Source organism: Microbacterium neimengense (assembly GCF_054782995.1).
The window spans coordinates 811180-835882 of record NZ_BAAGRK010000003.1 but is presented as its reverse complement, the minus strand read 5'-3'; the positions used below and the strand labels follow the sequence as shown (position 1 = coordinate 835882).

The window sequence follows — 24703 nt, the reverse complement described above, 5'->3', positions numbered from 1 at the left end:
CTCTCTTGACCTCTCGGGAGCGCTCCCATACTGTGAGTCGCGTCCGATGAGAGCGCTCCCAGTCCTGGGGACATCGAGAGCTTTCTGGCACCGAACCGCATCCACAAAGGAGTGTCCCGTGAAATCACGCGCCCTGCGACCGCTCGGCCTCGCCGCCGGCATCGCAACCGCAGCCATCGTCCTCGCCGGTTGTTCGACCGGCGGCGGCGAGCAGTCCGACCCGAACGCGCCGGTCACGCTGACCATCGCCACCTTCAACGACTTCGGTTACACCGATGCACTCCTGCAGGAGTACATGGACGAGAACCCGAACGTGAAGATCGTCCACAACAAGGCCGCGACGTCCAACGACGCCCGCGCCAACTACTTCCAGAAGCTCGGCAAGACGGGCCTCGCCGACATCGAGGCGATCGAGGTCGACTGGCTGCCCGAGGTCATGCAGTACTCCGACATGCTCGCCCCGGTCCCCACCGACCTGACCGACCGCTGGCTGGACTGGAAGGTCAAGGCCGCGACCGACGCCGACGGCAACCTCATCGGCTACGGCACCGACATCGGCCCCGAGGCCGTCTGCTACCGCTCCGACCTGTTCCAGGCCGCCGGTCTCCCGACCGACCGCGCCGAGGTCGGCAAGCTCTTCGACGGCGACTGGGCCAACTACTTCAAGGTCGGCGACCAGTACGTGGCAGCCACCGGCAAGGCGTTCTTCGACTCGGCGGGCGGCACCTACCAGGGCATGATCAACCAGGTCGAGGCGGCGTACGAGAACCCCTCGGACGGCAAGATCATCGCCACGACCAACGCCGAGGTCAAGGACATCTACGACCAGGTCACCAAGGCCAGCGCGACGCAGTCCGCGCACTTCAGCCAGTGGTCGGACGACTGGTTCGCCGGTCTCAGCAACGGCGACTTCGCCACGATGCTCTGCCCCGGCTGGATGCTCGGTGTCATCTCGGGCAACGCGAAGGACGTCACCGGATGGGACGTCGCGCCGATGTTCCCCAACGGCGGCGGCAACTGGGGCGGCTCGTACCTGACGATCCCCGCCAACGGCAAGAACGTCGCGGCCGCGCAGAAGCTGGCCGACTGGCTGACCGACGCCAAGACCCAGGTCAAGGCCTTCGAGAACGCCGGCACCTTCCCGAGCCAGAACGACGCGCTCACCGACGCCACGCTGCTGGACTCGACCAACGAGTACTTCAACAACGCTCCGGTCGGCCAGATCTTCTCCGAGCGGGCGAAGGCCGTGACGGTCACCCCCTTCAAGGGCGAGTTCTACTTCCAGGTCAACGACGCGATGCAGAAGGCGCTCACGCGCGTCGAGGAAGGCACGCAGGACGCGAAGGCTTCGTGGGACCAGTGGGTCTCTGAGGTCGAGGCCATCAAGTAATCCCGCAGTGAGACGGGCCCGCAGGGCCGACCCCGCGGGCCCGTCTCACGCTCAACGAAACGAAGGAACGACGTGAGCGCCTCGTCCACGACGGCCAGATCCCCCAAGCGCATCGGCTTCGGTGGCAAGAGCCTCAGCTCCTGGGACCTCAAGCTGTCCCCCTATCTGTACATCTCCCCCTTCTTCATCCTGTTCCTGATCGTCGGGCTCTTCCCGATCGCCTACACGGCGTACATCTCGTTCCAGGACTGGGATCTCGTGCGCGGCACGGGTACCTTCGTCGGCTTCGACCAGTACGCGACGGTCATCAACGACCCGAAGTTCTGGACGGCGCTGCGCAACTCGTTCTCGATCTTCCTGCTCTCCACCGTCCCGCAGCTGATCCTCGCGGTGTTCATCGCGGTGCTGCTGGACCAGAACATCCGCGCCAAGACGTTCTGGCGCATGGGCGTGCTGCTGCCCTACGTCATGGCGCCCGTCGCCGTGGCGCTCATCTTCTCCAACATGTTCGGCGACCAGTACGGTCTCGTGAACTCCATCCTGACCGACCTCGGCATCCCCGCCATCAAGTGGCACTCGGATGCGTTCGCCAGCCACATCGCCATCGCGACGATGGTCAACTTCCGCTGGACCGGGTACAACACCCTCATCCTGCTGGCGGCCATGCAGGCCATCCCGCGCGACTTCTACGAGGCGGCGACCGTGGACGGCGCCGGCAAGGTCCGCCAGTTCTTCTCCATCACGCTGCCGAGCCTGAAGCCCACCCTGATCTTCGTGATCATCACCTCGACGATCGGCGGACTGCAGATCTTCGACGAGCCCCGCATGTACGACCAGACCGGAACCGGCGGCGCGGACAACCAGTGGCTGACGATCACCCTGTGGCTCTACGACCTCGGATGGGGCCAGTGGAACTTCGGCCGCGCCGCCGCGCTGGCATGGATCCTCTTCCTCATCATCCTCGCCATCGGCGCGATCAACCTCTTCGTCACCCGCGGGCTGGTGCGCGACGAGGGCAAGAAGTCCGACATGAGCCGAGCCCAGATGCGCGCCGCCCGACGCGCCGCCAAGGAAGCGGTCGAAGCCGACCGAGCCAGCACGTCCCAGAAGACGGAGGTCCTCCGATGACCACTCTGCAGACCCCGCCCGTCGCGGCGGAGGAAGCGCTGTTGGAGCCCGGCCGCAAGCCGGCGCGCCGGCGGCGGCCGGTGCGCGGGTCGCGTCCGGGCTGGTTCGTGTACGCCGCCCTCGGCGTCGTCCTGCTGAGCGCCGCGTTCCCCTTCTACTGGTCGCTGCTCATCGGCTCCGGTGACTCGTACACGATCCGCGACCCCAATATGTCGTGGATCCCCGGCGGCAACTTCATCGCGAACGCCGCCAAGGTCATCAACGACCCGGCCGTCAATTTCTGGCCGGCGCTATGGAACTCGATCTTCAGCTCGGCGCTCATCGCCGCATCCGTCGTGTTCTTCTCGACGCTGGCCGGATGGGCCTTCGCGAAACTGAAGTTCCGCGGCTCGAGCTGGCTGCTGGTGTTCGTGATCGCGACGATGGCCGTACCGACCCAGCTCGGCGTCGTGCCGCTGTACCTTCTGTTCAGCGAGATCGGATGGACGGGACAGATCGGCGCCATCATCATCCCGGCGCTGGTGAGCGCCTTCGGCGTGTTCTGGATGACGCAGTACATCCGCCAGGCCGTGCCGGACGAGCTGATCGAGGCGGCGCGCGTCGATGGGGCGAGTTCGTTCCGCACCTTCCTCACGGTCGGCGTCCCCGCCGCGCGTCCCGCGGCCGCGATGCTGGCGCTGTTCACGTTCGTGACAGCCTGGAACAACTTCTTCTGGCCGTTCATCGTGCTCGACCGGCAGAACCCGACGCTCCCCGTCGCGCTGTCGCTGCTGCAGTCCAACTATTTCGTCGACTACTCCATCGTCCTCGCGGGCGTGCTGCTGTCGACGATCCCGCTTCTGATCCTCTTCGTCTTCGCCGGCAAGCAGCTGGTGAGCGGAATCATGCAAGGCGCCGTCAAGGGCTGAGGCCCGGCGCGAGAAAGGTACATCGACAATGAGCGACGCTCTGCGCGCGTTCCCGCGGAACTTCCTGTTCGGAGCGGCCACCGCAGCCTTCCAGATCGAGGGTGCTGCCTTCGAGGACGGACGGACCGCATCCATCTGGGACGCGTTCTGCCGTGAGCCCGGTGCCGTCATCAACGGCGACAACGGTGATGTCGCGTGCGACCACTATCACCGCTACGGCGATGACGTCGCGCTCATGAAGGGGCTAGGTCTGGACACGTACCGGTTCTCGGTGTCGTGGTCGCGGGTGCGCCCGGACGCCGGTCCCCTCAACCAGAAGGGCCTCGACTTCTACAAGCGTCTGGTCGACGAGCTGCGCGAGGCCGACATCCTGCCCTGGCTCACGCTCTATCACTGGGACATGCCGCAGGCGCTGCAGGAGCGTGGTGGCTGGGCGGTGCGGGAGTCGAGCGACCTGTTCACCGAGTACGCGCTGGACGTGTACGACGCGCTGGGCGACCGGGTCGACATCTGGACCACGCTGAACGAGCCGTGGTGCTCGTCGTTCCTGAGCTATACCGCCGGCATCCATGCCCCCGGTCATTACTCCATTGCCGAAGGCATGCTGGCCTCGCACCACCTCCTGCTCGGGCACGGCCAGGTGGTGCAGGAGCTGCGCGGACGCGACGCGGGCAAGAATCTCGGGATCACGTTGAACCTCACCGTCCCCGACCCCGTGGACCCGCAGAACGAGGGCGACCGGGATGCGGCGCGCCGCATCGACGGCCAGTTCAACCGCTGGTTCCTCGACCCGATCTTCCGCGGTGCGTACCCGCAGGACGTGATCGACGACATCCGCGTCGTCGACCCCGCAGCCGTCGAGACGTGGCAGGCCGCCATCCGTCCGGGAGACCTCGAGCTCATCGCGCAGCCCATCGACAGTCTGGGCGTGAACTACTACCACGGCGAGTTCGTGGGCGCCCAGCCCGACCCGAACCCCCCGCTGCCCGGCGAGGCTCCCACCGATCGTCCCGGGCGCTCGCCGTTCCCGGCGGCGGAGGGGATCTACTGGCACGACCGCGGCCTGCCGCGCACGTCCATGAACTGGGAGGTGCAGCCGGAGGGTCTGACGAGGCTCCTCCGTCGCGTCTCGGACGAGTACGCCGCCCCCGCGGGCACTGTGCTCTACGTCACCGAGAACGGCGCGGCCTACGACGACGAGCTCGTCGTCGAGGACGGCGTCGCCCGGGTGAAGGACGTCGAGCGCACCCAGTTCCTGCGCGCACACCTTTCGGCCGTCCTGGATGCGGCTGACGCGGGCGTAGACGTGCGCGGCTACTTCTACTGGTCGCTGCTCGATAACTTCGAGTGGGCCTGGGGGTACGAGAAGCGGTTCGGCATCGTCCACGTCGACTACGACACCCAGGTGCGTACGTTGAAGGACAGCGCTCTGGAGTATCGTCGGGTCATCGCCGCCCGTGCGATCGATAACGCGCCCGAGGGCGCCGTCCTGCAGAGGTAGAGAACCGTGACCAGCGACCCTCGTCGTGCCACCGCCACCATCGAGGACGTCGCCGCGATGGCCGGGGTCTCCCGGTCCACGGTCTCCCGAGTCGTCAACGGCGCCACCGCAGTGAGTCCCGCTGCGGTGGCCGCCGTCGAACTCGCCATCAACGAACTGAACTACGTGCCCAACCGGGCCGCACGCTCGCTCGCGAGCCGGGCGACGATGGCGATCGCGCTGATCGTGCCGGAAGACACCAACAGGTTCTTCGGCGACCCGTTCTTCGCGTCGATCGTGTCGGGCATCAACGCCCGGCTCAGCAGGTCCGACTACGTGCTGAATCTGATCATCGCGAGCAACGATCCGCGGGATAAGACGGCGGCCTATCTGCGCAGCGGCGCCGTCGACGGCGCGATCGTCGTCTCGCACCACACGACCGACACGTTCGTCGACCGGATCGCCGCGGCGGTCCCCGTGGTCTACGGCGGCCGGCCCGCCCACGGCCGCGACGGCGCGTACTTCGTCGACATCGACAACGTCGACGGCGGCCGCACGGCGACCAGGCACCTCGTTGAGGCGGGTCGTACCCGCATCGGCACGATCTCGGGTCCCATCGACATGCCCGCAGGCATCGACCGTCTCACCGGCTACCGTGAGGTGCTCCAGGATGCGGGGCTGCAGGTCGGCCCGATCGAGGACGGCGGCTTCAGCTCGGCCGGAGGCTACGCGGCGATGGAACGCATCCTCGCCTCCGGCGCCGAGATCGACGCCCTGTTCATCGCGAGCGACCTCATGGCGCGCGGCGCGCTGGCGGCGCTGGAGCGCACGGGCCTCAGCGTGCCCGACGACATCGCCATCGTCGGATTCGACGACTCGCCGGTCGCGACCGCGGTGACCCCTGCCCTGACAACCGTCCGCCAGCCCTCGCAGCAGCAGGGCGAGCAGATGGTCGACGTGCTGCTGGCGCTGCTCGCGGGCCAGAACCCCCCGCACGCCACGATCCTGTCGTCCGAGCTCATCCGGCGCGAGTCGGCCTGAGCCGCCGCATCCGGGTCGACCGGATGCGGGGCGCCGCCGGCGGGATGACCCCGCCCGCGACGCCCGCGCCTCACTCGGGGTCGCCGCCCAGCGGGCCGACCGCCGGGATGGGGCCGCCGTCGTCGGCGCCCGTCTTGCGCCAGCGCGCGATGGCGTTGCCGAGGTGGTAGATCACCAGGGCCGCGGCGGTGGCGACCACGATTGCGCCCAGCTGGAAGTCGCCCCACGACATCGAGAACCCGGCGATCGCCATGACGAGGGCAACGGCCGCGGTGTACTGGTTAACCGGGCGGGAGAAGTCCACGCGGTTGTCCACCCAGATCTTGATGCCGATGATGCCGATCAGACCGTAGAGCGCGGTCGTCACGCCGCCCAGCACGCCGGCCGGCACGGAGTTGATGACGGCGCCGATCTTGGGGGAGAGGCTCAGCAGGATCGCGACCACGCCGGCGACCCAGTACGCGGCCGTCGAATACACGCGGGTCGCGGCCATCACGCCGATGTTCTCGCCGTAGGTCGTGGTGCCCGAGCCGCCGAAGAACCCGGCGACGGTGGTGGCGGCGCCGTCGGCGATGAGGGCGCGGCCGGTGGAGCGGTTGACGGACGCGTCCGTCATCGTGGCGACGCCGCGCACGTGACCGACGTTCTCGGCCACCAGCACGAGCACGACCGGCAGGAACATCGCGATCGCGCTCCATGTGCCGCCGCTCGCGAAGTCGGCGATGTGGAAGGTGGGCAGGCCGATCCAGGCCGCATCCGCCACGCTGCTGAAGTCGAGTTCGCCGGCGATGGCGGCGGCGATGTAGCCGACGACGACGCCGAGGAAGATCGAGATCCGGCCGAGGAAGCCGCGGAAGAGCACGCTGAACAGGATGACGGCGGCCAGGGTGATCGAGGCGATCACGGGCGCCTGCTGGAAGTTGTTCCAGGCTGCGGGGGCGAGGTTGAAGCCGATCAGCGCGACGATGGCGCCGGCGACGACCGGAGGCATGAGCTTGTCGACCCAGCCGAGGCCGGCGAGCTGGACGACGACACCGATGATCGCGAGCAGCACGCCCACGGCGACGATGCCCGCGAGCGCGGAACCCATGCCGGCGGATGCGGTCGCCGCCGTCACGGGCGCGATGAACGCGAACGAGGACCCCAGGTAGCTCGGGAGCTTGTTCTTCGTGACCACGAGGAACAGCAGTGTGCCGATGCCGGAGAACAGCAGGGTCGTGGCGACCGGGAAGCCGGTCAGGATCGGCACGAGGAATGTGGCGCCGAACATGGCGATCACGTGCTGTGCGCCGATCGCGATCGTCGCGGGCCAGTTCAGGCGTTCGTCGGGGGCGACGACGTCGCCCGGAGCGACGGTGCGGCCGTTTCCGTGGATCTTCCACAGGGGCATGGGTGGTCCTTTCCGGTGTTCATCCCGCGAGACTGCATCTCCTGCACGAGATCACGGGTAATACCCGTGATCTCGTGGCGAAAGTGCAGTCTCGCGGAAAGTCTGGCGTGCCGACGGGGGCGGCGGTAGTGCCGGTCGGCCCGTGTGACGACGCGGATGCGGCGGCGGTCAGACGGTGGTCAGTCGGCGCAGCAGCTCGGCGTAGCGCGCGGAGGTCTGCGCCGCGATCTCGTCGGGCAGCCGCGGCGGCTCGCCCTCGCGGGGAACCCAGGCGGCGGCGAGCCAGTTGCGCACGATCTGCTTGTCGAAGCTCGCCATCCGCTCGGCGGGGGTCGTGCCGGTGCGCCACGCATCCGCATCCCAGTACCGGGACGAGTCGGGGGTGAGCACCTCGTCGGCGAGGGTGAGCACGCCGTGCTCGTCGAGGCCGAACTCGAACTTCGTGTCGGCGAGGATGAGGCCGCGCTCCTCAGCGGTGGCGGCGGCGCGTGCGTAGATCTCCAGGGAGAGCTCGCGCAGGCGCTCGGCCATCTCGCTCCCCACGATCTCGGCGGTGCGCTCGAACGAGATGTTCTCGTCGTGCTCGCCCATCGGCGCCTTGTAGGCGGGGGTGAAGATCGGCTCCGGCAGGCGGTCGCCGTCGGTGAGGCCCGGTGCGATCGGGATGCCGCAGACCGTTCCGGTGCTCTGGTACTCGAGCCAGCCGGAGCCGGTGAGATAGCCGCGCACGACGCACTCGATGGGCTGCATGTCGAGCGCGCGCACGAGCATGGCGCGGCCGACGACCGCATCCGGGATGAGCTCATGCGCGGTGTCGTCGGAGCCGAGCACGTGGTCCGCGACGAGGTGGTTCGGGATGCGGCGGCCGCCGTCCCCGCCGGCGAGGCGGTCGAACCACCAGAGGCTCAGGGTCGTCAGCAGCACGCCCTTGTCGGGGATGCCGGGCTCGAGCACGCGGTCGAAGGAGCTCACGCGGTCGCTCGCGACGACGAGCATGCGCTCACCGGAAGCGCCTTCGGGGGTGTCGTCGGGAACGTAGAGGTCCCGGACCTTCCCGGAGTACACGTGCCGCCAGCCGTCGAGGAGCGCAGGGTCGTTCACCCGCCCATTATCCCGTGCGGCCGCGGCTTCGCCCGTCACGGTCGTCAGGGCGTGATCTCGTCGAGGAAGCCGTACGCGTCGCCGACGATCCCGGGCCACGCCTCGGCCCGATCGGTGCCGACCTCGACCCACTCCCGTAGGGGGCGCCCCCTCATGATCATGCGCCGGGCGATGCCCGCCTCGACGAGCTCATCGATGCGTGCCGTGGGCAGTTTGGCCATGAGGGTGCCCTCGAAGCCGAGGAAGGCGAAGACCTTGCCCCGGATGCGGACGCCCTCCGAGCCGAACATCCTGCCCACATCCACGTCGGGCATCTCGAGCAGCGGCTCGACGATCGGATCGAAGATCTCGTGGCCGCGTCGGCGGGCGGCCTCGCGCTGCGGATCCGGCATGTGCGAAGGGTACGCGCCGGGTGTATAGTCCATGTGGACTAATCGAGATGGAGTATCGGATGGCGGCTCGGATCACCCCGTTGGGGATCATGGTGCTCGCGCTGCTGCGCGAAGACTCCATGCACCCCTACGAGATGCTGCGGCTCATGAGGCTGCGCCATGACGACCGCATCCTGAACGTCACCGGTGGCACGGTCTACCACACGGTCGCCCGGCTCGAGAAGGCGGGTCTCATCGCCGAGGCGGGCACCGAGCGCGAAGGCAACCGTCCCGAGCGCACGGCGTACGCGTTGACGGATGCCGGGCTGGCGTCGCTGGACGAGTGGATCCGCACCGAGCTCGTGCGCATCGACCGTCCGGTCGAGTTCCGCGTCGCGCTCGCCGAGGCCCACAACCTCGACCGCGACGACGTCGCGGCTCTGCTCGCCGTGCGCCGCGCCGCACTGACGGAGCAGATCGCCGACATCGCCGCGGGGCTGAACAAGGCCCGCCCGGGAGGAGTCTCCGAGCAGTACCTCATCGAGGTCGATCGCTCCCGTGCACTCGCCGAGGCCGACCTGGCCTGGCTCGACGCTTTCCTCGGGCGCCTCGGCGACCCGAGCTTCACCTGGGGGCCGGATGAGCACGACCGCACCAGCGACCGGTACCTCACACAGAGAAAGGCTGCTCGCGAATGAGCGCTCCCACCACCGCCACCACAGCCACCCGCAGCCCATGGCCCGCCCTCTGGGCCCTCGTCATCGGGTTCTTCATGATCCTGGTCGACACCACGATCGTCTCGGTCGCCAACCCCGCGATCAAGGCTGCGCTTGATCCGAACACGAACAACCTCGACAACGTCGTGTGGGTGACCAGCGCCTACCTGCTCGCCTACGCGGTGCCGCTGCTGATCACGGGCCGTCTCGGTGACCGGTTCGGGCCCAAGAACATCTATCTCATCGGCCTCGCGCTGTTCACGCTCGCGTCTCTCGGGTGCGGGCTCTCGTCCAGTCTCGGCATGCTCGTCGCGATGCGCGCCGTGCAGGGAATCGGCGCCGCGCTCGTCACGCCGCAGACGATGGCCGTGATCACGCGCACCTTCCCGCCCTCGCAGCGCGGCGCCGCCATGGGCCTGTGGGGTGCGACCGCAGGTGTGGCGATGCTCGTCGGCCCCCTCGCCGGCGGACTGCTGGTGGACGGCCTCGGCTGGGAGTGGATCTTCTTCATCAACGTGCCCGTCGGAATCATCGGGCTGGTCCTCGCGTGGATCCTGGTGCCGCAGCTCGAGACGCACCGTCACCGCTTCGACATGGTCGGCGTCTTCCTCTCCGCCCTCGCGCTGTTCCTCATCGTCTTCGGTCTGCAGGAGGGCGAGCACTTCGACTGGGCGCCGTGGGTGTGGCTCATGATCGCTGTCGGCGTCGTCGTGCTCGCGATCTTCATCTGGACGCAGGGTCGCACCCGCAGCGAGCCGCTCGTGCCGTTGGACCTGTTCCGCGACCGCAACTTCTCGGCGGCGAACGCGGGCATCGCGGCGGTGGGCTTCGCGGTGACGGCCATGTCGGTTCCGTTCATGTTCGCGCTGCAGCTGGCTCGGGGGCTCACGCCGACCGAGGCCGCGTTGCTGATGATCCCCATGGCCGTGCTCTCGGGCGTGCTCGCCCCGCTGGCCGGTCGTCTGCTCGACCGGGTCGACCCTCGCGTGATCCTCGTGCCGGGACTCGTCCTGGTCGGCGGCTCGCTCGTCTTCAACTCGGTCCTCATCGGCGATCCCACGACGCCGATCTGGCTCTTCCTGCTCCCCTCCGCTCTGCAGGGCATCGGCAATGCCGGGATGTGGGGGCCGCTGGCAACGACCGCTACCCGCGGACTTCCGCCGCGTCAGGCGGGTGCGGGCGCGGGCATCTACAACACGACGCGCGTCGTCGGCTCGGTCATCGGCTCGGCGGCGATCGCCGCGGTCATGCAGGCCCGCCTCGAGGCCAACCTCCCGGGCGCGGGGGACGCCGCCTCCGGCTTCGGCGCCGGCACCCTGCCGGGGCCCGTGATCGCGGGGTTCTCCACCGCAATGGCGCAAGCCACCCTGCTGCCCGCCGGGGTCATCGTGGTGGGACTCGTCGCCGTGTTGTTCATGCGGCGTCCGAAGGAGCTCGTGCGCCGCTGAGCGCACCCGGACTCCTGCGGAACCGGCCAGCCACGGGTCTTCCGACCTCGGCGCGGTGGTTCTGCAGGAGTTCGGGCCGGATGAGGGCGCCTACCGTAGACGGCGCTCGCTTCTGGATCAACGGGGTGGGCGGCCCCGGCGGGCGCTTCCTACCGTGGAGGGCATGAGCAGCCGCATCCGCCCCGTCCTCCTCGGTGGTGTGGTCCTCGCCGCTCTCGGCATCGCCGGGTGCACGGCGGGACCCGACGACAGCGATCCGACCACCTCCGTCACGCCCCCCGCGTCGCCCGGCGGGCAGACGCCGCCGGCGGCGGGCGAGGCATCCGCCGTACCGAGCCCGCGGCACACGCCGGATGCCGACGATCCGAGTCAGATCGCGCTCTTCCTGCTCAACCCTGATCGTCGGGAGGATTACAACGAGTCCACGGCCGGACCCGGGGTGATCGAGGCGGGACAGGGGCTGCGTATCGATGGATGGTGCGAAGGAGGGCGTGTGTCCTACGAGCTGATGACGTCGGCTGTCGGCGATGAGAAGCGCTCGATCGCCGGTGGCACGTTCGTCTGCGGCGACGCGATCGTGTCGAACGAATGGGCCTCGATCGATTACACGGGTCCCGTTCAGCTCCAGGTCACCACCACCGAGGACATCTCGACCGGATGGGTGCAGGCCCGAGTGCAGTGAGCGTCGCCGGGGGTGCCCGAACTCCGGCAGGTCCCGCCCGGACGGTGCTCACACGCCTGCATGGCGCGGTTGTGCAGGAGTTCGGGCTGCGCCGAGGAAGGGGTGCGGGCGTCGCAGCTCAGCCCGCGACGCGCGACGCGATGTCGGTGCGGTACTGCCCGCCCGCCAGCTCGATCGCATCGAGCGCGCGGTAGGCGCGATCGCGGGCGGTGGCGAAGTCGTCGGCCACGGCCACCACGTTCAGTACGCGCCCACCCGTCGCGACGAGTTCGCCGTCGTGGTCCCGGGTGGCGGCGTGGGCGATGTGCACTCGCTCGACGGATGCGGCCGCATCCAGCCCTTCGATGACGCGGCCCGTGACGGGCGCCGCCGGGTAACCCTCGCTCGCGAGCACGACGGTCACCGCGGCCGCATCGGAGAACTCCGGACGCGGCTCGTCTTCGAGTGTGCCGGATGCCGCCGACAGGAGCAGCTGCGAGAGGGGGGTCACCAGGCGCGGCAGCACGACCTGCGTCTCCGGGTCGCCGAACCGCGCGTTGAACTCGATGACCTTGACGCCGGTGTCGGTGAGGATGAGGCCGGCGTAGAGCAGACCGATGAAGGGTGTGCCCTCGCGGTCGAGCTCCCGGATGACCGGAAGGGCGACCGACTCGGTGACGAGATCGACGAACGAGCGTTCGTCGCCGAAGCGCTCGGCGAGCCAGGGGAGCGGCGAGTAGGCGCCCATGCCGCCCGTGTTCGGGCCGCTGTCGCCGTCACCCAGGCGCTTGAAGTCCTGCGCCGGGCTGAGCGGGCGCACGGTGTCGCCGTCGCTGAGGAAGAAGAGGGAGACCTCGGGGCCTGCGAGGAACTCCTCGACGAGCACGGCGCCGGTCGGCAGGAACTCCGCTGCGTGAGTGAGCGCCGCATCGCGGTCGTCGGTGACGATGACGCCCTTGCCCGCGGCGAGTCCGTCCGCTTTGACGACGTGCGGCGCGCCGAGGTCGTCGAGCGCTGCGCGCACCTCGTCGATCGTCTGCGCGCGCACCGCGCGGCCGGTGGGGACGCCCGCGGCATCCATGATCCGCTTCGCGAAGGTCTTCGAGCCCTCGAGCTGCGCCGCGGCCCGGCCGGGTCCGAACACGGGGATGCCGTGCTCGCGGAGGGCGTCGGCGACGCCGGCGACGAGTGGCGCTTCCGGGCCGATGACCACGAGATCGATCGCGTGGGCGTTGGCGTACTCGGTGACGGCGGCGGGGTCCTCGGGGTTCAGCACGCCTCCGTCGGGGACCCGCGCGATCGTGGCGTCGCGGGCGATTCCGGCATTGCCCGGCGCCGCGAGGATCTCGTGGTGCGCCTGTTCGGAGGCGAGCGCGAGGATGATGGCGTGCTCGCGCGCGCCGGAGCCGAGAACGAGGATCTTCACGCGCCCACCCTACCGAGAGCGGCCCGCGGACGCCGGGGTAGCGTGGCGTCATGCCGCGCATCACCACCGACGCCGGCCGCGCCGCGCTCGCCGCGGTGGCGGCGACCGACCAGCCCGCTCGCGCCGACCTTGCGACGGCCGTGCGGTACCTCCTGCAACTGCTCGCGGAGAAGGCGCCCGGCCACACGGTCGAAGTGCGCGTTCCCCCCTTCGGCGCCGTCCAGATCATCGAGGGGCCGCGTCACACGCGAGGCACGCCGCCGAACGTCGTGGAGACCGACGCGCGCACGTGGATCGCCCTCGCGACGGGGGCTCAGTCGTGGGCGGATGCGGCGAGCGCCGGCCGCATCCGCGCGTCGGGCACCCGGTCGGACGTCTCTGACCTGCTTCCGTTGCGCCCGTAACGTCTCCCGGGCGGTCCACGACCATCCGATAGGGTAGGCAAGCCTTACCTCATTCGCCACGGAATGGTCCCACCATGCTCTTTCGTTCCGCTGTGTCCGCGATCGCGCTGTCCGCCGCGCTGCTTGCACTGCCCACGCCCGCTCTCGGCGCGGAGCGGTCTGCCGCACCGGTCGACGAGATGTGCGCGGTGACCGGCGGCTCGCTGACCTGGGGCTTCAAGGAGTCGTTCCGTTCCTATATCTCGGGCACGATCGCGAAGGGGTCGTGGGAGCCCGTCGACGGCGCATCCTACGCCACGCCGGCCTTCAGCTGGCCGGCCACCGGCGGGAGCGTGGATCCCGTGACGGGCGAGGGGTCGGTGTCCTTCGGCGGCGGTGTCCGCTTCACCGGGCACAACGGGCTGCTCGACACCACGATCGCCCAGCCCACCCTCGTCATCGACTCGTCGGGCGCGCACCTCCTGCTCGACGTGAGCGGGCTCTCGATGGAGGATGCGCTGGCCGGGGCGACCGACCGGGTGCACTCCGCCGCTCAGGTCGACTTCGTTGCACTCGACCTCGCAGCCGCGGCGCCCACGACGACCGACACCGGGATGTCCGCGACGGAGGTCCCTACGGCCGTCACCGCGGACGGATACGCGCAGTTCGGGAACTACGAGACCGGGACGGCGTTCGACCCGATCTCCTTCGACGTCACGTTCGCCTGCGCCGATCCCGAGCCCGAATCCGCGGTTTCCGTGCCCGAGTCGACCCCGGCCGCCGAGACCGCCGCCGCCGAGACGCCGGCCCCGGTGTGGCTGTGGGGCATCGGTGCCGCGTTCGCCGCGGTGGCTGCTGCAGCGACGGTGATCATCGCCCGGCTGAGACGCCGCCGGGGCGAGGACGCGTCGTGAGGCGCCGCGCTCTCCTCGCCGCTCTGGCGGCCACCGCGGCGTTGCTCGCCGGGTGCGCTGCGCCCTCGCCGTCGTCGTCCGCGGATGTCTCGGCCGCCGAGGCCCTGCCGATGTCGGAGTGGAATGTCCTCGAGGATCCGCGCTCCTACGAGGGTCCGTCCACTGCCGTCCTGCCCGACGCGGCGATCGTCCCGGTCGCCGACGAGCCCCCACAGTCGTTGCCGACGACCGCACTCTCCCGCGATCTCGGCGGGGTGAGCGAGGTGACGGTCGCAGATACCTCCCGCGTCGTCGCGATGGACCTGGCCGGTTCGCTGGCCGCAACCGTCTGGGGACTCGGCTTCGGCGGCTCTCTCGTCGGACGCGACGTGTCGACCGTCTTCCCGGGCGTCGAGGATCTGCCCGTCATCACGACGGGCGGGCACACGGTCAGCTCCGAGGCCGTCATCGCGCTTCGCCCCACGCTCGTCATCACGGACGGCTCGATCGGACCGAGGGACGTGGTCGAGCAGCTGAGGGATGTGGGCATCCCCGTCGTCTTCGTCGAGAACGAGGCGTCCTTCGCCGGGGCGCAGCAGCTGGCCCGCGACGTCGCGGCCGTGTTCGGTGCGCCCGCGGCGGGGGAGGCCCTGGCTGCGCGCATCGGCGACGAGGTGGAGCGCGCGCGAGCCGACATCGCCGCGATCGCTCCCGCGAGCGACGCAGGTCGGCTGCGCATGGTGTTCCTGTACTTGCGGGGAACGGCCGGCGTGTACTACCTCTTCGGCGAGGAGTCCGGCGCGGACGAGATCATCCGCGCGCTGGGGGGCGTGGACGTCGCCGGCGAGCTCGGGTGGGACGGGATGCGGCCTCTCACCGACGAGGCGATGGTCGCGGCGAATCCCGACCTCATCCTCGTCATGTCCGGCGGCATCGAGTCCGTCGGAGGCGTCGACGGTCTTCTCGCGGCGAAGCCGGCGATCGCCATCACGACGGCCGGGGCCCACCGCCGCTTCGTCGACATGGCGGACGGTCAGATCCTCTCGTTCGGTCCGCGATCGGCTGAGGTGCTCGAGGCGCTGGCGCGCGCCGTGTACGCGCCGGCCGCGTCGTGAGCGCGCGGGTGCCGCGGACCCGTCGAGTGCTGGTGGGGGGCGCGGCTGCCGTCCTGCTGATCGTCGGGGTGCTTCTCTCGGCCGGCGTCGGGCAGCTGCCCATTCCCGCATCCGAGGTCGTCGGATCTCTGCTGCGCGCCATCGGCATCGCCAACCCGTGGGCACCCGGCGATCTGCTCGTCGAGCAGACCCTGTGGCAGATCCGCTTCCCCCGTGTCGTGATGTCGCTGCTCGTGGGTGCGCTGCTGGCTGCGGCCGGGGCAGTGATGCAGTCGATCTTCGGAAACCCGCTCGCCGAGCCCGGCGTCGTCGGTGTCTCCTCGGGTGCCGCCGTCGGCGCGGCCGCATCCATCACGCTCGGTCTGGCGGCGTTCGGGGGGTGGACGACCGCGGTGTTCGCCTTCCTCGGCGGCCTCGCCGCGACAGGCATCGTCTACGCGACCGCGCGGGCCCAGGGGCGCACAGAGTCTGTCACGCTGATCCTCACGGGCATCGCGGTGAACGCGTTCGCGGGGGCGGCCCTGGCCGTGTTCATGTTCGTCGGGGATACCGCCTCCCGCGAGCAGATCGTCTTCTGGCAGCTCGGGTCCATGAACGGCTCGCGGTGGGACGAGGTCGGAGTCGTCGCCGTCGTCGGCGTGCTCTCGGCCGTGGGTGCTCTCGTGCTGGCGCGGAGGTACGACTTGCTGGCGCTCGGAGAGCGCACGGCGGCGCACCTCGGCGTGCGCGTGGAGCGCCTGCGGATCGTCTCCATCGTCCTGGTGGCGTCCATGACCGGTGTCGCCGTCGCGTTCGTGGGGATCATCGCGTTCGTCGGGCTCGTCGTCCCTCACCTCGTGCGGATGCTGCTGGGCCCCGCCAATCGGCCGCTGCTGATCGCCGCGCTGCTCGGCGGCGCCGTGCTCCTCGTCTACGCCGACCTGCTGGCCCGCACGCTCGTGCCCGCGGCCGATCTGCCCATCGGGATCCTCACCTCGCTCATCGGCGGACCGTTCTTCTATTGGCTCATCCGGCGCAGCCGTCGGCGGGGTGGGGGCTGGGCATGAGCGCGCCTGCCATCCGTCTCGACACGATCGGTCTGCGCCTGGGCGGCGCCGACATCCTGCACGATGTCAGCCTGGACATCGGGTTCGGCCGGGTCGTCGCGCTCGTGGGCCCCAACGGGGCGGGCAAGTCCAGCCTCATGGGGATCATGGCGGGGGACGTGCGGCCCGCCTCCGGCGAGGTGCTCCTGGACGGGCGACCCCTCGGCGCCCTCCGGCCGTCGGAACTGGCGCGGATGCGGTCGGTGCTGCTGCAGGAGAACCGCGTGGCCTTCGCCTTCACCGCGTACGAAGTGGTGGAGATGGGCCGCGCCCCGTGGCAGGGGGAGGGCTCCGGCGACGCCGCCATCGCCGAAGCCATGGCCGCGGCCGATGTCGCGCATCTCGCCGAGCGGACCTATGCCTCGCTCTCGGGGGGCGAGAAGGCGCGTGTCTCGCTCGCGCGGGTGCTCGCGCAGGAGACTCCCGTGGTGCTCCTCGACGAACCGACGGCGGCGCTGGATCTCCGACATCAGGAGGACGTGCTGCGCATCGCCCGCCGACTCGCCGCCGCCGGGCGAGCGGTGGTGGTGGTGCTGCACGATCTGTCCCTGGCGGCTGCATACGCGGACGAGGTGGCGATGGTCGCCGCCGGGACGCTCGCCGCCTTCGGTAAGCCGGCGGAGGTGCTCACCGCTGAGCGTGTCGAGGCCGTGTACGCCACACCGGTACGGATCCTGACGGATCCCGACACCGGTCGGCCGGTCGTCCTGCCACGTCGCTCCGCGTAACAGGCGCATATCGAATTCTCAGATTCGAGTTTGGTAAGGCTAAGCTAACTCCCGATCGCAAGTTGGGTCCCGTCCCGCGATCACCGACCCGCCTTCCGCAAGGAGTTACCCGTGCACAGATCACCTCGAGCGTCGCTGCGGCGCCTGCTCGCGAGCGCGGTGGCGACCGCGCTCGTCGCCTCCGCCGCCGTCTTCGGCGCCGCCGTTCCCGCCCAGGCCGCCAGCTACACCCTCTCGGCGACGGCCGCCGTCGACCCCGGCACGTCCGTCACCGTCTCCGTCACGGGAGGCGGCTACGGCAACATCACGGCCCTTCCGGGGCAGTCTCAGCCGTCCCTGTACATCGCACTCATCCCCGCCGACACGGATCTCGGCAGCATCCAGCTCGGCGGCAGCATTCCCGCCGCAGCGGTCTCCCCCGACTCGTCCGGCGCCATCTCCGGCTCGCTCGAGCAGTCGGCCGCGACGCTGGACCGCACGAAGTCCTACGACGTGATCGCCTGGCCCTCCCGCTCGAACCCGAGTGCGAGCAACCTCTACGCGCGCACCGGCGTCGCGATCGACTGGGCGGCGCTGTTCCCTGCGACGGCAACCGCCACCACGCTCGCAGCGGTTCCGGCATCCGCCGTGGCCGGCACCGAGGTGGCATTGACCGCGACCGTCGCGCCCGCCGCAGCGGGCTCGGTCGAGTTCTTCGATGGGGCTGCCTCCCTCGGCAGCGCACCCCTGGATGCAGGGACCGCGGTCCTGCGCACCTCTTCGCTGAGCGTCGCCGACCACACTCTGAAGGCCGTCTTCACGCCCGCGGACACGTCGGCATACTCGGCGTCGACCTCGACAGCGATCACGGTGTCGATCACCGCGCCCCAGGCCGAGCCGGTGTTCACGCCGGCGCTCTCCGTCTTCCTCGCCGACGGGACGACGCCCTACACCGGACAGCCCGTCTACAGCGATGATGTGCTCGTCGTCCGCGGCTCTGGCTTCGACCCCGCGGCCAACGTCGGCGGTCGCGGGGTACCGATCCCCAATACGCTCCCTCAGGGCACCTACGTCGTTTTCGGCTCGTTCCTCGACACCTGGCGGCCCTCTCAGGCGGCGCCCTCGGCGACGCGCAAGGTCGTCTCCCAGCTGTGGGCACTGACCGCCGACACCGTCTCTCAGGTGCCCGTCGCCTATCAGAGCGCGGTCCGTCAGCAGTGGGCGGAGCTGTCGACCGATGGCACATTCACCGCGAACCTCGTCGCGAAGGATGCGGCCAGCGCCATCTCCGGTGGGCACTGGGGTGTGTACACCTACGGTGCCGGCGGTGTCGTGAACGCGCAGCAGGAGCTGTCGGTCCCGGTCAACTACGTCGGCGATCGGGTTGACCCCGAGCCCGAGCCCGAGCCGGAGGGCGAGCCCGCCGTCACCGTATCGCCGAGCGCACCGCTGGACCCCTCGGTGCAGAACGTGCTGACCGTCGCCGGCACCGGCTTCGTCGGAGCGGGCGCGGCGAACGGCGCCTATGTCCTCTTCGGGGAGAGCTCCGTCTGGAGCGGCGGGGCGCCGCTGCCGTCGGCGGGGTGGATCGCCCAGGCGTGGGTCCGCCCCGGCGACGTCGTCGACGGCGCGTTCTCCGTGCAGCTGACGGTGCCTGCCGGCGTACTCGATCCGTCGAAGAGCTACCAGGTCGCGACCTCCGCGGCACACGGTCTGTCGATCACCGACCGTTCGCTCGACACGTTCACGCCGGTCGCCGTCGCGCAGCCCGTGGCTCCCTTCGTCGGCTTCCCGGTCGGCGCGAGCGCGCAGCAGGGCGGCGTGCTCACGATCACCGGCGGCGGCTTCCAGGCCGGCGACGCCGTGACCGCCGTCGCGCACTCCGAGCCGGTGACCATCGGAACGGTGCCGGCGAGCGGCAGCGGCACCGTCACATTCAGCTGGAACGTCCCCGCGGACTTCCCGGTGGGCGCGCACACGGTCGAGCTCAGCGTGAACGGTGCGGTCGTCGCATCCGCTCCCTTCTCCGTCACCGCGGCGGCCGTCGTCCCCGCCGTCGAGCAGGTCGCGGCTCCCGTCTGCGTCGCCCGCGCCGTGTCGGGCGCGAGCATCGACTGGGGGGTCAAGGAGTCGTTCCGCTCCTACGTCACCGGCTCGGTCGCGAATGGCGCGATCGCCGGCGGCTGGGGAGCGGGTTCGGGGGCGTTCAACACCGAGGCCGACCGCGGACGGGTGAGCTTCGGCGGATCCGTCCACTACACGGGGCACAGCGGCGCGCTTGACATGACGTTGTCCAACCCCCGCATCCAGATCACCAGCGCGAGCTCCGCGTCGCTCATCCTGAACGTGCAGTCGAAGGGCTTCAACGGCTCGCCCGACACGAACGCATCGGGCATCGTCTTCGCGACGCTGTCCCTACCTCAAGCTCAGGAGTCAGCGAACCGCGTGACGTTCTCCGGGGCGTCGGCGACGCTCACCTCGGCGGGTGCGCAGGCCTTCGCCGGCTTCTATGAGGCGGGCACGGCACTGGATTCCGTCACCTTCTCGCTGCCGCTCGGCGCCGAGGTGCCGTGTGACGCCGCGACCGACAGCGCGCTGGCATCCACGGGTTCCGCTGCGCCGACGGATGCGCTCTGGTTCGGCATCGGTGTGATCGCGTTCGGCGGCATCCTGATGGTGGCCATGCGCCGCCGTCAGCGAGCCTGACAGACTCGGCGCCCCGCGAACGGCTTCCGCGGGGCGCCGACACCCGAAGCGCCGGTCCTGGGGGCCGGCGCTTCGGCGTGTCGCCGTGTCCTGTCACTCGTGGAGGATGACCTGGTACAGGTTGTGGTCCTGCCACCGGCCCGCGATCGCGAGGTAGCGCGGAGCCATGCCGATCTGCTCGAAGCCGGCCTTGCGCAGCACTCTCTGCGACGCATGATTGTGCGTCAGGGTGCTCGCCTCGACGCGATGCAGTCCGAGCTCCCCGCGCGCGGCGGACAGGATCGCCTTCACCGCAGCCGTCGCCAGGCCCCGGCCCGCGACGTCGCGATCAACCCAGTAGCCGAGTCCTCCGCTCTGGAACGGGCCCCGGACGATCCCCGCGAGGTTGAACCTCCCGACGATGCGTGCGTCCTGAAAGACGCCCAGGGAGTACCCCGTGCCGGCCGCGCTCGCCGCCAGCCGGCTCTGGAGGTCCTCTTCCTGGCCCGCCTGGGTGAAGAAGCGATCCGCTCGCAGCGGCTCCCACGGGGCGAGGTGCGCACTGTTGCGCCGGTACGCTGCGGCGAGCTCGCGCGCATCGCTCAACGCCAGGGGGCGAAGGGCGAAGCCCTCCATCAGGTCGACAGCTGCTCTCATCCGATCCACGATAGGAGCGATGCGCCTGCGGAGCGGCCCGGCCATGTGTGCCGCGGATGAGACAATGGACCCATGGCCCCCGAGCCGCAGGACCCCCAGACCCCCCGCACGGTCACCGATGAACACGTCGAGACCCTGCGGGTGCGTCGCGCGCCCAAGTACGGTGTCTTCCTGGTTCTGGGTGCGGCCGTGGGTGTGCTCGTCGCGATGATCCTGACCTTCGTGTTCCACGGCACCGATGAGCCGAGCGCCGCGGGCGTGCAGTACACCCAGATGCAGGTGTTCGGCTTCCTCGCCCTCGTCTGCGCGGTGGTCGGCCTCACGGCCGGCGGAGTCATCGCCCTCCTCTTCGACCGGGCGCTGGCGCGACGCGCTCGCGACGTCTCGGTCGAGGTGGCCCACGTCCGCCGCGACGAGGACTGAGCTCAGGCCAGTTCCGCGATGATCGGGTGGATCGCCGCGTCGAAGGCCACCACATCCCCGCGCAGCCCGTCGGTCACGGCGATCGTCAGCGAGCCGATCCACCAGAGCCCGCGCTGGGCGAGCGGCAGCACCTGCACGTTCAGCTCGAACGAGTGCGCGCGCCGGCCCACCTCGCGCTCGTGCACGGCGATCGCGCTCGCGTACGCCCGGTACGACGAGCCGCGCACGCGATCGGTGTGGACGGCGCTGGCGGACCGGGCGAAAGCGAGCGCCGCGCCCGCATGCGGGACGATCGCCGCACGCAGCTCGTCGGCGCCGTCGGCGGGGAGCGCGAGCAGCGTGTCCATGCCCGCGACGAGCTCCAGCGGTACCTCGGAGGGGTGCGCCAGCGGCTCGACGGTCATCGCCCACAGCGCCCGCCACTGCCTCTCCAGCACTGCATCCGCCTCGGGCGCGTCGGTCGGCACGCCGCGCAGCCCTGGCAGTTCCTCGGGGCTGCGGATCCCGAGCATCTGCCGCAGATAGAGCGCGGCGAGCACGCTCGGCCCCGCGTCTTCGCGGACCACCCACTGCGGCCTCTCGGCGCTCGGCATGCCGACATTGTAGGGGTCGCCCGCCCTTCGCCGGGGTCGCGTTGCGCCCAGGCGCGCATCGCATCCGCATCCGTGCGGCGACGTGTGCACGACCGATCGAATCTGGGCCGGCTCCTACGCCTCGTGCGTACACGTGCGCCCCACCGATCGTGCGGATGTCGCACGGCCCTCACCCGGCGGAGCGACGGCGCGCTCGGCCGGGTAGGCTGAAGGGGTGGCTCCCGATCCCTATGCCGCCGCGGGTGTAGACACCGCCGCGGGTGATCTGGCCGTCGAACTCATGAAGTCGGCCGTGCGTCGCACCCAGGGCCCCGAGGTCCTGGGCGGCGTCGGCGGATTCGCAGGGCTGTTCGACGCCTCCGCTCTTCTCGGCTACCGCCGGCCGCTGCTGGCCTCCAGCACCGACGGCGTGGGCACCAAGGTCGCCATCGCGCAGGCGATCGACAAACACGACACCATCGGTCAGGACCTGGTCGGCATGGTCGTCGACGACATCGTCGTGGTCGGCGCGAAGCCGCTGTTCATGACGGACTACATCGCGTGCGGAAAGGTCGTCCCCGAGCGCATCGCCGCCATCGTGCGCGGCATCGCCGAGGGTTGCGAGGCCACCGGAACCGCGCTCGTGGGCGGCGAGACGGCCGAGCATCCGGGGCTGCTCGGAGTGGCCGACTACGACGTCGCGGGGGCCGCGACGGGCGTGGTCGAGGCCGACCGCGTGCTGGGCGCCGACCGCGTCCGCCCGGGCGACGCGGTGATCGCGCTGGCCTCGAGCGGACTCCACGCCAACGGCTACTCGCTCGTGCGTCACATCGTGGCCCGCGCCGGTGTGCAGTACGGCGATCACGCCGCGGACTTCGGCCGCACGTGGGGTGAGACACTCCTCGAGCCCACCCGCCTCTATACGACACCGATCCTCGCGCTCATCGACGAGCTCGGCGGCGACGTGCACAGCCTCAGCCACGTGACCGGCGGCGGCATCGGCGCGAACCTCGCTCGGGTGCTCGCGCCCGGAAGCTGGGTCGAGGTCGACCGTTCCACGTGGTCGCCCGCGCCCGTGTTTCGGGTGCTCGCCGATCTCGGCGACCTGCAGCTGGAGGCCACCGAGGGCACGTGGAACCTGGGCATCGGGTTCTTCGCGGTCATCTCCGCCGACCGCGTGGATGCGGCCGCATCCCTCCTCGCTCGATACGGAATCGACGCGTGGCAGGTCGGCGTGGTGGGCGAGGGCTCACGGGCCGTCGGCGAGTGGATCGAGGGCGCCAAGGGCGTCGACGGCGGCGCGGTGCGCCTGGTGGGCGCCTACGGCGACGGCACGCGAGACGGAGCGAACTAACACCTCATGTGCGGCATCGTCGGAATGGTCGGGCAGGGCCCGATCAATCAGGACATCTACGACTCCCTCCTGCTGCTGCAGCATCGCGGACAGGACTCCACCGGTATCGCGACCGCCGAGGGCTCGGGCGTCTTCCACATCGCCAAGGCGAAGGGGCAGGTGCGTGAGGCGTTCCGCACCCGCGATATGCGGGCCCTCCTCGGTGAGATCGGGCTCGGTCACGTGCGCTACGCCACGAAGGGCACGGCGTCCAACGAAGAAGAGGCGCAGCCCTTCTATGTGAACGCCCCCTACGGCATCGTCCTGGTGCACAACGGCAACCTGACCAACACGCGAGAGCTCACCGAGGAGCTGTTCCGCAAGGACCGCCGCCACCTCAACACGAGCTCCGACACCGAGCTGCTCGTGAACGTGCTCGCCGGCGAGCTGCAGTCCGAGATCCCCGGTCTCGAGCTGGATGCCGAACAGGTGTTCCGCGCCGTGGCGCGTGTGCACGAGCGCGTCGAGGGCTCGTACGCGGCGATCGCCCTGATCGCCGGCCACGGTCTGCTGGCTTTCCGCGATCCGTTCGGCATCCGTCCGCTGATCCTCGGTCGCCGCTCCAATCCGGACGGCCACGATGAATGGGTGGTGGCCTCAGAGTCGCTCGTTCTCGACAACGCCGGCTTCGAGGTCGTCCGCGACGTCGCGCCCGGCGAGGCCGTGTTCGTTGCGCTCGACGGGACGCTCCACGCGCGCCAGTGCGCGAGTGAGACGACGCTCGCGCCGTGCTCGTTCGAGTACGTCTACCTCGCGCGTCCCGACTCGGTCATGAACGGCATCTCGGTGTACGAGACGCGCCTGCGCATGGGCGATCGGCTGGCCGACACGATCGCGAAGTACACGCCGCAGGGCAAGATCGACGTGGTTATGCCGATCCCGGACTCGTCGCGCCCCGCGGCGATGCAGGTGGCCCGCAAGCTCGGCATCGAGTACCGCGAGGGCTTCTACAAGAACCGCTACGTGGGCCGGACGTTCATCATGCCCGGTCAGGCCGTGCGCAAGAAGAGCGTGCGTCAGAAGCTCAACGCCATGCCGAGCGAGTTCAAAGGCAAGAACGTGCTGCTGGTCGACGACTCGATCGTGCGCGGCACGACGAGCAAGGAGATCATCCAGATGGCGCGCGACGCCGGCGCGCTGTCGGTGACCTTCGCCTCCGCCGCGCCGCCCGTGCGGTTCCCGCACGTGTACGGCATCAACATGCCGTCGCGGCACGAGCTGGTCGCGCACGGCCGGACGATCCCCGAGATCGCCGAGGAGCTCGGCGCCGACTACATGGTCTACCAGGAGATCGACGACCTGAAGGCGGCGATCCTCGAGGGCTCGGACATCACCGACCTCGACATGAGCTGCTTCGACGGTCGCTACGTGACCGGGACCGTCAGCGAGGAGTACCTCGCCTGGGTCGAGGGCACGCAGACGTCCTGACGCCACAGAGCAGCCGCACGGGCACCGGAGCGGTGCACCGTGCGGCTTGGCTGTGACGACGAGCGGGCGAGGTATCGCCCCGCGGGAGCCGGTGGATTACCGGGCGCCCTCGAGCGAGTCCTCGTCTTCGTCTTCGTCCTCGTACTGGTCGGCCCACTTGTCGACGTACTCGTTCTCGTCACTCGGGTGACCGAGTTCGCGCTCGAGCGCCGCGTAGTTCACCGACGGGCTGAATGACTTCAGCTCACGGGCGATCTTCGTGTGCTTCGCCTTCTGACGGCCACGCCCCATGCGAGACCCCC

24 protein-coding genes are annotated in these 24703 nt (G+C 70.0%); 17 read left to right on the top strand and 7 right to left on the bottom strand.

The features are described 5' to 3' along the window. The first annotated feature begins 118 nt into the window (after nucleotides 1-118). The 5 genes from ACYVJS_RS06720 (at nucleotide 119) to ACYVJS_RS06700 (ending at nucleotide 5947) form a co-directional block, all read left to right on the top strand. Nucleotides 119-1390, top strand: coding sequence for an ABC transporter substrate-binding protein (locus tag ACYVJS_RS06720; RefSeq protein ID WP_460738931.1), 1272 nt, complete (start codon nucleotides 119-121; stop codon nucleotides 1388-1390). A gap of 72 nt (nucleotides 1391-1462) precedes the next feature. Continuing rightward, entirely contained in the window at nucleotides 1463-2518 is a 1056-nt protein-coding gene (locus ACYVJS_RS06715; RefSeq protein ID WP_460738929.1) for a carbohydrate ABC transporter permease, read from the top strand. Next, the gene (locus ACYVJS_RS06710; protein ID WP_460738927.1) at nucleotides 2515-3426 is read left to right on the top strand and encodes a carbohydrate ABC transporter permease; all 912 of its coding nucleotides are present in this window, start codon (nucleotides 2515-2517) and stop codon (nucleotides 3424-3426) included. Before ACYVJS_RS06715 ends, ACYVJS_RS06710 begins: the two co-directional genes overlap by 4 nt. A 28-nt stretch (nucleotides 3427-3454) precedes the next feature. Further along, nucleotides 3455-4927 carry a glycoside hydrolase family 1 protein gene (locus ACYVJS_RS06705; protein WP_460738925.1) on the top strand — a complete coding sequence of 491 codons (1473 nt, stop codon included), beginning with the start codon at nucleotides 3455-3457 and terminating at the stop codon, nucleotides 4925-4927. A gap of 6 nt (nucleotides 4928-4933) precedes the next feature. Beyond that, a complete protein-coding gene (locus tag ACYVJS_RS06700; protein WP_460738923.1) occupies nucleotides 4934-5947 on the top strand; it encodes a LacI family DNA-binding transcriptional regulator in 1014 nt (337 codons plus the stop codon). Nucleotides 5948-6017: 70 nt separating this feature from the next. On the opposite strand, the gene ACYVJS_RS06695 is transcribed toward ACYVJS_RS06700, so the two are convergent. The 3 genes from ACYVJS_RS06695 to ACYVJS_RS06685 all read right to left on the bottom strand — a co-directional run bounded on the left by ACYVJS_RS06695 (nucleotide 6018) and on the right by ACYVJS_RS06685 (nucleotide 8830). Then, nucleotides 6018-7337, bottom strand: coding sequence for a uracil-xanthine permease family protein (locus ACYVJS_RS06695; protein ID WP_460738921.1), 1320 nt, complete (start codon nucleotides 7335-7337; stop codon nucleotides 6018-6020). 168 nt (nucleotides 7338-7505) lie between these two features. Beyond that, nucleotides 7506-8438 (bottom strand): phosphoribosylaminoimidazolesuccinocarboxamide synthase, encoded by a 933-nt coding sequence (locus ACYVJS_RS06690; RefSeq protein ID WP_460738919.1) that lies wholly within the window; start codon nucleotides 8436-8438, stop codon nucleotides 7506-7508. A gap of 44 nt (nucleotides 8439-8482) precedes the next feature. Further along, entirely contained in the window at nucleotides 8483-8830 is a 348-nt protein-coding gene (locus ACYVJS_RS06685; RefSeq protein ID WP_460738917.1) for a hypothetical protein, read from the bottom strand. Nucleotides 8831-8889: 59 nt separating this feature from the next. Here ACYVJS_RS06685 and ACYVJS_RS06680 point away from each other — a divergent pair, with 59 nt between their 5' ends. From ACYVJS_RS06680 to ACYVJS_RS06670, 3 genes are all read left to right on the top strand, one after another. Continuing rightward, nucleotides 8890-9507: a PadR family transcriptional regulator gene (locus ACYVJS_RS06680; RefSeq protein ID WP_460738915.1), complete on the top strand. Its 618-nt coding sequence runs from the start codon at nucleotides 8890-8892 to the stop codon at nucleotides 9505-9507. Beyond that, nucleotides 9504-10973 carry a DHA2 family efflux MFS transporter permease subunit gene (locus ACYVJS_RS06675; protein WP_460738913.1) on the top strand — a complete coding sequence of 490 codons (1470 nt, stop codon included), beginning with the start codon at nucleotides 9504-9506 and terminating at the stop codon, nucleotides 10971-10973. Before ACYVJS_RS06680 ends, ACYVJS_RS06675 begins: the two co-directional genes overlap by 4 nt. Before the next feature lie 163 nt (nucleotides 10974-11136). Further along, on the top strand, nucleotides 11137-11655 hold the full coding sequence (locus tag ACYVJS_RS06670) for a hypothetical protein (RefSeq protein ID WP_460738911.1): 519 nt from the start codon (nucleotides 11137-11139) through the stop codon (nucleotides 11653-11655). Between the two features lie 118 nt (nucleotides 11656-11773). On the opposite strand, the gene purD is transcribed toward ACYVJS_RS06670, so the two are convergent. Further along, the gene (purD, locus tag ACYVJS_RS06665; RefSeq protein ID WP_460738909.1) at nucleotides 11774-13060 is read right to left on the bottom strand and encodes a phosphoribosylamine--glycine ligase; all 1287 of its coding nucleotides are present in this window, start codon (nucleotides 13058-13060) and stop codon (nucleotides 11774-11776) included. A 50-nt stretch (nucleotides 13061-13110) separates the two neighbouring features. Between purD and ACYVJS_RS06660 the strand changes: the two genes are divergently transcribed. The 6 genes from ACYVJS_RS06660 to ACYVJS_RS06635 all read left to right on the top strand — a co-directional run bounded on the left by ACYVJS_RS06660 (nucleotide 13111) and on the right by ACYVJS_RS06635 (nucleotide 19949). Next, nucleotides 13111-13464 carry a sterol carrier family protein gene (locus tag ACYVJS_RS06660; protein ID WP_460738907.1) on the top strand — a complete coding sequence of 118 codons (354 nt, stop codon included), beginning with the start codon at nucleotides 13111-13113 and terminating at the stop codon, nucleotides 13462-13464. Between the two features lie 74 nt (nucleotides 13465-13538). Next, nucleotides 13539-14357 carry an HtaA domain-containing protein gene (locus ACYVJS_RS06655; protein ID WP_460738905.1) on the top strand — a complete coding sequence of 273 codons (819 nt, stop codon included), beginning with the start codon at nucleotides 13539-13541 and terminating at the stop codon, nucleotides 14355-14357. After that, nucleotides 14354-15451 (top strand): heme/hemin ABC transporter substrate-binding protein, encoded by a 1098-nt coding sequence (locus tag ACYVJS_RS06650; protein WP_460738903.1) that lies wholly within the window; start codon nucleotides 14354-14356, stop codon nucleotides 15449-15451. Before ACYVJS_RS06655 ends, ACYVJS_RS06650 begins: the two co-directional genes overlap by 4 nt. Before the next feature lie 26 nt (nucleotides 15452-15477). After that, nucleotides 15478-16497 (top strand): FecCD family ABC transporter permease, encoded by a 1020-nt coding sequence (locus ACYVJS_RS06645; RefSeq protein ID WP_460738901.1) that lies wholly within the window; start codon nucleotides 15478-15480, stop codon nucleotides 16495-16497. After that, complete coding sequence (locus ACYVJS_RS06640) at nucleotides 16494-17264, top strand: heme ABC transporter ATP-binding protein (protein ID WP_460738899.1); 771 nt, start codon at nucleotides 16494-16496, stop codon at nucleotides 17262-17264. Before ACYVJS_RS06645 ends, ACYVJS_RS06640 begins: the two co-directional genes overlap by 4 nt. A gap of 111 nt (nucleotides 17265-17375) precedes the next feature. Continuing rightward, entirely contained in the window at nucleotides 17376-19949 is a 2574-nt protein-coding gene (locus tag ACYVJS_RS06635) for an HtaA domain-containing protein (RefSeq protein WP_460738897.1), read from the top strand. Nucleotides 19950-20042: 93 nt separating this feature from the next. On the opposite strand, the gene ACYVJS_RS06630 is transcribed toward ACYVJS_RS06635, so the two are convergent. Next, nucleotides 20043-20585: a GNAT family N-acetyltransferase gene (locus tag ACYVJS_RS06630; RefSeq protein WP_460738895.1), complete on the bottom strand. Its 543-nt coding sequence runs from the start codon at nucleotides 20583-20585 to the stop codon at nucleotides 20043-20045. Between the two features lie 72 nt (nucleotides 20586-20657). Between ACYVJS_RS06630 and ACYVJS_RS06625 the strand changes: the two genes are divergently transcribed. After that, entirely contained in the window at nucleotides 20658-21008 is a 351-nt protein-coding gene (locus tag ACYVJS_RS06625; protein WP_460738893.1) for a potassium transporter Trk, read from the top strand. A 2-nt stretch (nucleotides 21009-21010) separates the two neighbouring features. On the opposite strand, the gene ACYVJS_RS06620 is transcribed toward ACYVJS_RS06625, so the two are convergent. After that, nucleotides 21011-21601, bottom strand: coding sequence for a zinc-binding alcohol dehydrogenase (locus ACYVJS_RS06620; RefSeq protein WP_460738891.1), 591 nt, complete (start codon nucleotides 21599-21601; stop codon nucleotides 21011-21013). A 214-nt stretch (nucleotides 21602-21815) separates the two neighbouring features. On the opposite strand from ACYVJS_RS06620, the gene purM reads away from it, so the two are divergent. Next, nucleotides 21816-22934, top strand: coding sequence for a phosphoribosylformylglycinamidine cyclo-ligase (purM, locus tag ACYVJS_RS06615; protein ID WP_460738889.1), 1119 nt, complete (start codon nucleotides 21816-21818; stop codon nucleotides 22932-22934). A gap of 6 nt (nucleotides 22935-22940) precedes the next feature. After that, entirely contained in the window at nucleotides 22941-24401 is a 1461-nt protein-coding gene (gene purF / locus ACYVJS_RS06610; protein ID WP_274286584.1) for an amidophosphoribosyltransferase, read from the top strand. A 96-nt stretch (nucleotides 24402-24497) separates the two neighbouring features. Here purF and ACYVJS_RS06605 read toward each other — a convergent pair whose 3' ends face one another. Then, nucleotides 24498-24692: a DUF3073 domain-containing protein gene (locus tag ACYVJS_RS06605; RefSeq protein WP_137418327.1), complete on the bottom strand. Its 195-nt coding sequence runs from the start codon at nucleotides 24690-24692 to the stop codon at nucleotides 24498-24500. Nucleotides 24693-24703: the final 11 nt, after the last annotated feature.

Bases quoted from the DNA above. Each gene is read 5' to 3' on its own strand.
- ACYVJS_RS06660 (WP_460738907.1), top strand. From the start codon at position 13,111: ATGCCGCGCATCACCACCGACGCCGGCCGCGCCGCGCTCGCCGCGGTG.
- ACYVJS_RS06710 (WP_460738927.1), top strand. From the start codon at position 2,515: ATGACCACTCTGCAGACCCCGCCCGTCGCGGCGGAGGAAGCGCTGTTG.
- ACYVJS_RS06685 (WP_460738917.1), bottom strand. From the start codon at position 8,830: ATGCCGGATCCGCAGCGCGAGGCCGCCCGCCGACGCGGCCACGAGATC.
- ACYVJS_RS06695 (WP_460738921.1), bottom strand. From the start codon at position 7,337: ATGCCCCTGTGGAAGATCCACGGAAACGGCCGCACCGTCGCTCCGGGC.
- ACYVJS_RS06670 (WP_460738911.1), top strand. From the start codon at position 11,137: ATGAGCAGCCGCATCCGCCCCGTCCTCCTCGGTGGTGTGGTCCTCGCC.
- purF (WP_274286584.1), top strand. From the start codon at position 22,941: ATGTGCGGCATCGTCGGAATGGTCGGGCAGGGCCCGATCAATCAGGAC.
- ACYVJS_RS06680 (WP_460738915.1), top strand. From the start codon at position 8,890: ATGGCGGCTCGGATCACCCCGTTGGGGATCATGGTGCTCGCGCTGCTG.
- ACYVJS_RS06675 (WP_460738913.1), top strand. From the start codon at position 9,504: ATGAGCGCTCCCACCACCGCCACCACAGCCACCCGCAGCCCATGGCCC.
- ACYVJS_RS06605 (WP_137418327.1), bottom strand. From the start codon at position 24,692: ATGGGGCGTGGCCGTCAGAAGGCGAAGCACACGAAGATCGCCCGTGAG.
- ACYVJS_RS06620 (WP_460738891.1), bottom strand. From the start codon at position 21,601: ATGCCGAGCGCCGAGAGGCCGCAGTGGGTGGTCCGCGAAGACGCGGGG.
- ACYVJS_RS06655 (WP_460738905.1), top strand. From the start codon at position 13,539: ATGCTCTTTCGTTCCGCTGTGTCCGCGATCGCGCTGTCCGCCGCGCTG.
- ACYVJS_RS06640 (WP_460738899.1), top strand. From the start codon at position 16,494: ATGAGCGCGCCTGCCATCCGTCTCGACACGATCGGTCTGCGCCTGGGC.
- ACYVJS_RS06625 (WP_460738893.1), top strand. From the start codon at position 20,658: ATGGCCCCCGAGCCGCAGGACCCCCAGACCCCCCGCACGGTCACCGAT.
- ACYVJS_RS06705 (WP_460738925.1), top strand. From the start codon at position 3,455: ATGAGCGACGCTCTGCGCGCGTTCCCGCGGAACTTCCTGTTCGGAGCG.
- ACYVJS_RS06630 (WP_460738895.1), bottom strand. From the start codon at position 20,585: ATGAGAGCAGCTGTCGACCTGATGGAGGGCTTCGCCCTTCGCCCCCTG.